Annotated in this window: 8 protein-coding genes; 1 reads left to right on the forward strand and 7 read right to left on the reverse strand. The window is 71.5% G+C overall.

Annotation, left to right across the window (positions count from 1 at the left end):
* Positions 1-50: 50 nt before the first annotated feature.
* The 4 genes from groL to ACFTZL_RS36705 all read right to left on the reverse strand — a co-directional run bounded on the left by groL (position 51) and on the right by ACFTZL_RS36705 (position 3,962).
* Positions 51-1,676, reverse strand: a complete 1,626-nt coding sequence (groL, locus tag ACFTZL_RS36690) for a chaperonin GroEL (RefSeq protein WP_189722724.1) — start codon at positions 1,674-1,676, stop codon at positions 51-53.
* A 121-nt stretch (positions 1,677-1,797) separates the two neighbouring features.
* Entirely contained in the window at positions 1,798-2,106 is a 309-nt protein-coding gene (groES, locus tag ACFTZL_RS36695) for a co-chaperone GroES (RefSeq protein ID WP_003974211.1), read from the reverse strand.
* A 204-nt stretch (positions 2,107-2,310) separates the two neighbouring features.
* The gene (locus tag ACFTZL_RS36700; RefSeq protein WP_382592272.1) at positions 2,311-3,003 is read right to left on the reverse strand and encodes a polysaccharide deacetylase family protein; all 693 of its coding nucleotides are present in this window, start codon (positions 3,001-3,003) and stop codon (positions 2,311-2,313) included.
* A gap of 35 nt (positions 3,004-3,038) precedes the next feature.
* Positions 3,039-3,962: a polysaccharide deacetylase family protein gene (locus ACFTZL_RS36705; protein WP_382592263.1), complete on the reverse strand. Its 924-nt coding sequence runs from the start codon at positions 3,960-3,962 to the stop codon at positions 3,039-3,041.
* Positions 3,963-4,052: 90 nt separating this feature from the next.
* Between ACFTZL_RS36705 and ACFTZL_RS36710 the strand changes: the two genes are divergently transcribed.
* A complete protein-coding gene (locus ACFTZL_RS36710; protein ID WP_382592264.1) occupies positions 4,053-5,216 on the forward strand; it encodes a methyltransferase domain-containing protein in 1,164 nt (387 codons plus the stop codon).
* Positions 5,217-5,237: 21 nt separating this feature from the next.
* Here ACFTZL_RS36710 and ACFTZL_RS36715 read toward each other — a convergent pair whose 3' ends face one another.
* The 3 genes from ACFTZL_RS36715 to ACFTZL_RS36725 form a co-directional block, all read right to left on the reverse strand.
* The gene (locus ACFTZL_RS36715; RefSeq protein ID WP_382592266.1) at positions 5,238-6,515 is read right to left on the reverse strand and encodes an RNA polymerase sigma factor; all 1,278 of its coding nucleotides are present in this window, start codon (positions 6,513-6,515) and stop codon (positions 5,238-5,240) included.
* A gap of 47 nt (positions 6,516-6,562) precedes the next feature.
* Positions 6,563-6,919 carry a YciI family protein gene (locus ACFTZL_RS36720; protein WP_175434258.1) on the reverse strand — a complete coding sequence of 119 codons (357 nt, stop codon included), beginning with the start codon at positions 6,917-6,919 and terminating at the stop codon, positions 6,563-6,565.
* A gap of 141 nt (positions 6,920-7,060) precedes the next feature.
* The coding region (locus ACFTZL_RS36725) for an LCP family protein (RefSeq protein WP_382592269.1) at positions 7,061-8,068 on the reverse strand (1,008 nt) is incomplete at its 5' end.

Here is an 8,068-nt window from a genome sequence, read left to right on the forward strand (position 1 = left end):
GCCCCCGTCCGCCTGGGCGGAACGGGGGCTTCTGCTACGAGGTCGGTGCCTCAGTGGGCGTGGCCGTGGCCGTGGCCCCCGGCGGCCGGCTCCTCCTCTTCCTTCTTCTCGACGACCAGGGTCTCGGTCGTGAGGAGGAGGGAGGCGATGGAGGCGGCGTTCTCCAGGGCGGAGCGGGTGACCTTGACCGGGTCGATGACGCCGGCCTTGACCAGGTCGCCGTACTCGCCGGTGGCGGCGTTGAAGCCCTGGCCCTTGTCCAGCTCGGCGACCTTGGAGGTGATGACGTAGCCCTCCAGGCCGGCGTTCTCGGCGATCCAGCGCAGCGGCTCGACGGCGGCCTTGCGGACGACCGCGACACCGGTGGCCTCGTCGCCGGTCTTGCCGAGGTTGCCCTCGAGGACCTTGACGGCGTGGACGAGCGCGGAGCCGCCACCGGAGACGATGCCCTCCTCGACCGCGGCGCGGGTCGCGGAGATGGCGTCCTCCAGACGGTGCTTGCGCTCCTTGAGCTCGACCTCGGTGGCGGCACCGACGCGGATGACGCACACGCCGCCGGCCAGCTTCGCGAGGCGCTCCTGGAGCTTCTCGCGGTCCCAGTCGGAGTCGGTGGACTCGATCTCGGCCTTGATCTGGGCGACGCGACCCTGCACGTCGTCCTTGTTGCCGGCGCCGTCGACGACCGTGGTGTCGTCCTTCGTGACGGTGATGCGGCGGGCGGAGCCGAGGACGTCCAGGCCGACCTGGTCGAGCTTGAGGCCGACCTCCTCGGAGACGACCGTGGCGCCGGTGAGGACCGCGAGGTCCTGCAGCATCGCCTTGCGGCGGTCGCCGAAGCCGGGGGCCTTCACCGCGACGGCGTTGAAGGTGCCGCGGATCTTGTTCACGACGAGGGTGGACAGCGCCTCGCCGTCGACGTCCTCGGCGATGATCAGCAGCGGCTTGGAGGCGTTGGCCTGGATGACCTTCTCCAGCAGCGGCAGCAGGTCCGCGATGGCGGAGATCTTGCCCTGCGTGATCAGGACGTACGGGTCGTCCAGGACCGCTTCCATGCGCTCCTGGTCCGTCACGAAGTACGGCGACAGGTAGCCCTTGTCGAAGGCCATGCCCTCGGTGAAGTCCAGCTCCAGACCGAAGGTGTTGGACTCCTCGACGGTGATGACACCGTCCTTGCCGACCTTGTCCATCGCCTCGGCGATGAGCTCGCCGACCTGCTGGTCCTGGGCGGACAGACCGGCGACGGCGGCGATGTCGGACTTCTCGTCGATCGGGCGGGCGGTCGCGAGGAGCTCCTCGGACACAGCCTTGACCGCGGCGTCGATGCCCTTCTTCAGGGCGGCCGGGGAGGCACCGGCGGCGACGTTCTTCAGGCCCTCGCGCACGAGCGCCTGGGCGAGCACGGTCGCGGTGGTCGTACCGTCACCCGCGATGTCGTTGGTCTTGGTCGCCACCTCCTTGACCAGCTGGGCACCGAGGTTCTCGTACGGGTCCTCGACCTCTACCTCACGGGCGATGGTCACGCCGTCGTTGGTGATGGTGGGGGCACCGAACTTCTTGTCGATGACGACGTTGCGGCCCTTGGGGCCGATCGTCACCTTGACCGTGTCGGCAAGCTTGTTGACGCCGCGCTCGAGGGCGCGACGGGCGTCCTCGTCGAACTTCAGGATCTTCGCCATGGGAGCGGTTCAGCCCTCTCGGAAAATGTGGGTGAAACGAACCGCGCCCCCGACGCCCGGCTTCATAAGGTCGCGGGGGCCAGGGGCGCAGTTCACTGCAATGCTGGTAATGCGGGGTGAATTACTTCTCGACGATCGCGAGCACGTCGCGAGCCGAGAGGACGAGGTACTCCTCGCCGTTGTACTTCACCTCGGTGCCGCCGTACTTGCTGTAGAGCACGACATCGCCGACGGAGACGTCGAGCGGAAGACGGTTACCGTCCTCGAAGCGGCCCGGGCCCACGGCCAGGACGACGCCCTCCTGGGGCTTCTCCTTGGCGGTGTCCGGGATGACCAGGCCAGAGGCGGTGGTCTGCTCGGCGTCGAGCGGCTGGACCACAATGCGGTCCTCGAGCGGCTTGATGGCAACCTTGGAGCTGGTGGTCGTCACGATCCGACCTCCCCCTTCGGAGATCTCACGGGGTTAACTGTCTGAGGTGGCGACCAGGTCGATCCGTCGTCGCGGGTGCCGGACCTGCCCGTCGCTGTGTTGGCACTCTCCAGGGGGGAGTGCCAGAGCCGAGACTATGACCGCGATTAGCACTCGGTCAAGCGGACTGCTAATTGGCCGCGGCGCGTCGGCGGTCGGTCCGGGTCAGAGGTAGTCCTCCAGCCGCCCCACCCGCAGCCCCCGCCTCTCGATCTCCCTCAGCAGCCGCACGGTCCGTTCCGTCGGTGTCAGGGACTCCGTCTCGGCCGACGGCACGGAGACGATGTCGCCGGGGCCAAGGCGCGGCTCGCCGTGGCTATAGGTCAGTTCGCCGTCGGCGGACAGGGACGCCCGCCAGAGGACGACCGCCGTGATGCCGCAGTCGGCGGCCGCGCGCAGGGTCGTCGTGTCGTACGTGCCGTGGGGCGGGCGGAAGAGGTGGGGGCGGATGCCGAAGCGGGTGCGGAGTTTGTGCTGCTGGCCGCAGATCTCGGCGCGCTGGCCGACGTAGGGCAGGCCGCGCAGGGCCGGATGGTCGAGGGTGTGGTTCTGGAGGGACACACCGACCGCGCGCAGCCGGGCGAGCCGGCCGTATCCGGGTCCGGCGACGCTGTCCGTGAGGAACAGGCTGACCGGGAGCCGCCGTTCGCTGACGAGGCCGGCGAAGCGGGGGTCGCGTTCGGCGCCGTCGTCGTAGGTCAGGAAGACGACCGGGTCGCGGGTGCGGACCCGGTCCACGACGGGCGGCAGTCGCGCCGGACGCGCGAGGGAGCCGGCCGCGTGGGTCGGGTCCTGGCCCCGGCCGTCCGCTCCCGCCCGCTCCCCCGCCGCCCCGGCGCAACCGGCCAGCAGGAGCATGCCCGCACAGAGCGCGGCGACGGTCGGCAGCCGCCTCACAGGTAGTCCTCCAGCCGCCCCACCGCGTATCCCTCGGTCGTGACCTTGTTCAGGAAGCGGCGGATCATGTCGGGCATGGCGCCCTTCCACTGCTCGCGGCCCCGGAAGTGGGTGAGGACGATGTCGCCCGGGCGCAGCCTCCGGTCCGACTCGCGGTACTCCCAGTGGTCGACGAAGACCTCCGCGTTCCAGAGGGGGGCGTACGCGATGCCGCAGACCTTGGCGGCGCGCAGGGTCGCCCTGTCGTAGCTGCCGAAGGGCGGGCGGAAGAGGGTGGGGCGGGTGCCGTAGCGCCTCTCGATGAAGCGCTGCATGCCGCAGATCTCGCGCCTCTGCGCGCGGTACGACAGACCCGGCAGGTAGCGGTGCCAGAGGGTGTGGTTGTTCAGGACCACGCCCCTGGCCTGCATCTGCCGGAAGTAACGGTCGTCGTCCTTCACCAGGTAGCCGCTCAGGAAGGCGGTGTACGGGACGTCCAGGTCGCTCATCATCCGCAGGAACGCCGGGTCCTTCTCGGCGCCGTCGTCGATGGTGAGGAAGACGACCTTGTCCCGGGTGGGGATGGTGGTGAAGACGGGCGGGAGGCCCAGCTCCCGGTGGCCTTCCACCTCGAAGCCCTTGCGGGTCCTGATCCTGGGCTTCTTCCCGGGGGCCGGCGGGGCGGTCAGCGGGACCCTCCTCAGCCCCCAGCGGTGCGCCGCGGCGATGCGGGCGGCGTGCGCGGCGCGCAGCTTGGTGGCGTAGGAGTCGAGCGCGCGGGCCGGGGGCGCGTCGAGGGGCTGCTGGCCGCCGGCCGGGGTGACCCGGCCGCCGTCCGCCTGCGCGCAGCCCGAGGCGATGGCGGCGAGGGCGAGCACGACGAGGGCGATGCGTGCGCCGCCAGTTGCCCGTCTTTTGTCATTTTGTACGACTGCTCGCATGATGCCGGATCCTCGCAGCCGGCCGGTGCGAACCCTCCCCGACACCGCGGCCGACGGCATACCGTCCACCGACTGGCCCACAATGATCCGGTGAACGATCTCGCCCTCCTCCTCACCCCCGAAGGCCGCGCCCTCCTCGACGAGGTGCGGGACACCGACCCGGCGCGGGAGCTGGCCGTGGCCACGCGGCTGCGCCGGGAGCATCCCGCCGAGCTGGTGTCGGCGGCGCTGGGCCAGGCGCGGCTGCGGCAGCGGGCGGCGGTGAAGTTCGGGGCAAAGGACGCGGGGCGGATGTTCTTCACGCCGAACGGGGTGGAGCAGTCGACCCGGGCGAGTGTGGCGGCGTATCGCGCCCGGCGGATGAAGGACCTGGGGATCACCTCCGTCGCCGACCTGTGCTCCGGCATCGGCGGGGACGCGATCGCGCTGGCCCGCGCCGGGATCCGGGTGCTGGCCGTGGACCGGGACCCGATGACGGCCGCGGCGGCGCGGGCGAACGCCGACGCGCTGGACCTCGCCGGCCAGATCGAGGTGCGGGAGGCCGATGTCACGGAGGTGGACACGGCCGGTTACGACGCCGTCTTCGTCGACCCGGCCCGACGCGGCGGCCGGGGCCGGATCTTCGACCCCGAGGCCTACTCACCGCCCCTGTCCTGGGCGGTGTCGGCCGCCCGCCGGGCCCCTCGCGCCGCCGCGCTGAAGATCGCCCCCGGCATCCCGCACGAGGCGGTGCCCGAGGACGCCGAGGCCGAGTGGATCTCCGACGGCGGGGACGTGAAGGAGGCGGTGCTGTGGTTCGGCACCGAGCCGGGGGCGGTACGGGCCACCCTGCTGCCGGGCACCCGCACCCTGCTCTCGCGCGGCCTGCCCGACCCGGAGGTCCGCCCGCCCGGCCGCTACCTGTACGAGCCCGACGGCGCCGTCATCCGGGCCCACCTGGTCTCCGAGGTGGCCGACCGGGTCGACGGCGGCCTGCTCGACGCGACCATCGCGTACGTCACGGCCGACACCCTGCACCCGACCCCCTACGCCACCGCCTACGAGATCACCGACCATCTCCCCTTCAACGTCAAGAAGCTGAAGGCGCTGCTGAGGGAACGCCGGGTCGGCACCCTCACCGTCAAGAAGCGGGGCTCGGCGGTCGAACCGGAGGAACTCCGCAAGAAGGTCAAGCCGCAGGGCCCGCACGCGGCCACGGTGTTCCTGACCCGGGTGGCGGGGGCTCCGGCGATGCTCATCGGGCACCCCGCTTAGCCGACAGCGGCCGACGGCCCGTCAGGACTGCTCCGCCGCGCGCCGCAGCAGCAACTCCCGTTCCCGTTCGTTCCGCGTCAGCGACGCCGCCCGTTCGAACTCGGCCCGGGCCTCCGCCGTACGGCCCAGGCGGGAGAGGAGGTCGGCCCGGACGCTGGGGAGCAGGTGGTAGTCGCGCAGGGCGGGGTCGTCGGTCAGGGCGTCGACGATCGGCAGGGCCTGGGACGGTCCCTCGGCCATGGAGACGGCCACCGCGCGGTTCAGTTCCACGACCGGGGAGGGGGAGCGGGCGGCCAGGAGGCCGTACAGGACGGCGATGCGGGGCCAGTCGGTCTCCTCGTAGGTGTAGGCGTGCGCGTGGCAGGCGGCGATGGCGGCCTGCAGGAGGTACGGGCCCGGGGCGCCCGAGGAGGCGGCCTCGGCTCTGCCCAGCGCGGCGACGCCGCGGGCGATGAGCATGCGGTTCCAGCGGGCGCGGTTCTGGTCCTTGAGGAGGACGGGTTCGCCGGAGGGGCCGGTCCGGGCCGTCGTACGGGACGCCTGGAACTCCAGGAGCGCGGTCAGGCCGTGGACCTCGGGTTCCTTCGGCATGAGGGACGTGAGCACCCGGGCCAGGCGCAGGGCGTCCTCGCACAGGGACGGGCGGAGCCAGTCGTCGCCGGCCGTGGCGGCGTAGCCCTCGTTGAAGATGAGGTAGATGACGTCGAGGACGGAGCCGAGACGGGCCTCGCGGTCGGGTCCGTAGGGCACCTCGAAGGCGATGTTCCGCGTGGCCAGGGTGCGTTTCGCACGGACGATGCGTTGCGCGACGGTCGGTTCCGGGACCAGGACGGCACGGGCGATCTCGGCCGTGGTGAGGCCGCCGAGGAGCCGCAGGGTGAGGGCCGTGCGGGCCTCGGTGGACAGCACCGGGTGGCAGGCGGTGAAGACCAGGCGCAGCAGGTCGTCGTCGATGTCGTCAGGGTCATGGAGGACCGTGGGCTCCTCCGGGGGAGACACGGTCGACAGGTCGCGGCCGATCTCCGCCAGCTTGCGGGCGTAGTTCTCCCGGCGGCGGACCAGGTCGACGGCGCGGTTGCGGGCGGTGGCCATGAGCCAGGCGCCCGGGTTGTCGGGAACCCCGTCCCGCGGCCACTGCTCCAGCGCGGCGACCAGGGCGTCCTGCGCGAGTTCCTCGGCGATGCCGACGTCCCGGACTACGCGGGTGACGCCGGCGATGATGCGGGGCGACTCGATGCGGAAGACCGTTTCGATGGCCGGGCCGGTGCCGCTCGGGTCCGGGGTGGGCTGCGCTGTCACAGCCCACCATCAGACACCCTCGGCGGCACCCGGCCAAGCAGCGCCGGTCAGTCCTCGGTGATCTGCCGGACCTCGGCCGTGATCGTCCAGTAGTCCTCGTGCACGGACAGGAACCGCTTGGTCCACTCGATCGCCTCGGCCTTGTCCTTGCACTGGCTGATCGAGTAGCCGCCGATGACCTCCTTGGACTCGGTGAACGGCCCGTCGGTGACGGAGAGCTGCCCGCCCTCCCAGGTCACCCGGCTGCCGTCCGAGGTCGGGGTGAGCCCGGCCGTGTCGAGCATGACCCCGGCCTTGGTGATCTCCTCCAGGAGCGTGCCCATCCGCTCCATGAGCTCGGGGCTCGGGCCCTCGGCGGGGGCGTTCTTCTCGTCGATGCGGATCAGGGTGAGAAAGCGCGGCATGGTGACTCCTCGGGGTCTTTCGGAACGGGGTCTGTTCCCGCTCTCACCCGTGCGTCGATCGGGAGACCCCGGGATCGACACCGTCGCCGCATTTCTTCGAGATTTTTTTCCGGATTCCTTCCCGGTCCGCGTTCCCGCAGGTCAGCGCAGCGACTCCCACAGCTTCTGCGCCTCGGGCTCCTCGGCCACCACCCGGTTGGGGTCCGACGGCGCCCGCACCACCGGCATCGTCACCGTCCGCACCTCGCTCGCCGACAGGCCCTGCAGGCTCTGTCCGAGCCGGGTCAGGTCGGTCAGGGAGTCCAGGCCGGTGTCGGTGGTGAGGCCTGCGGTCACCGCGTCCGCGACCCGGTACAGCTTCGCCGGGTCGGTGAGCAGGTTCTGTGCGGCGATCTGTTCCAGCAGTGCCTTCACCAGCGTCTGCTGGAGGCCGATGCGGCCGAGGTCGCTGCCGTCGCCGATGCCGTGCCGGGTGCGGGCCAGGGCGAGGGCCCGGGTGCCGTCCAGATGGTGGGTGCCCGCCTTCAGGTCCAGATGGCTGTGGTCGTCGGCGATGTCCTCCTCGGTGGTGACGGTGACACCGCCGAGCGCGTTCACGAGCGTCGCGAAGCCGGAGAAGTCGATCTCGATGTAGTGGTCCATGCGGACGCCGGTGAGCGACTCGACCGTCTTCACGGCGCAGACCGGACCGCCCACCGCGTACGCGCTGTTGAACATGGAGTTGTGGGCCACCGCCGTCGAACCGCCGGACGAGCGCGGGCAGGACGGGCGGGTGACCAGGGTGTCGCGCGGGATGCTCACCACCGTCGCGCTGGTCCGCCCGGCGTCGAGGTGGACGACCATCGCCGTGTCGGAGCGGGCACCCGAGCTGTCGCCCCCGCCGAGCCTCTGGTTCTCCTCGCCGCCGCGCGAGTCCGAGCCCAGGACCAGGATGTTGAGCGCCCCGCTGGGCAGGGCGGAGGCTAGGGGCGACGGTGTGGTCACCGGCTTCGGCGGGCGGTTGTCGCCCAGCGCGTTGTCGATGTCGACGCTCTTGATGTTGCTGTCGAGATGCCAGTAGGCCCAGCCCGCCGCCGCGGCGGCCAGCATCAGCAGGGCCGTCAGGGTGAGGCCGGCGGTCCGCAGCGCGATCGACCGCCGGCCCGTGCC

Origin of the sequence: Streptomyces sp. NPDC056948, from assembly GCF_042674225.1 — a bacterium.
GTDB lineage: Bacteria > Actinomycetota > Actinomycetes > Streptomycetales > Streptomycetaceae > Streptomyces > Streptomyces purpurascens.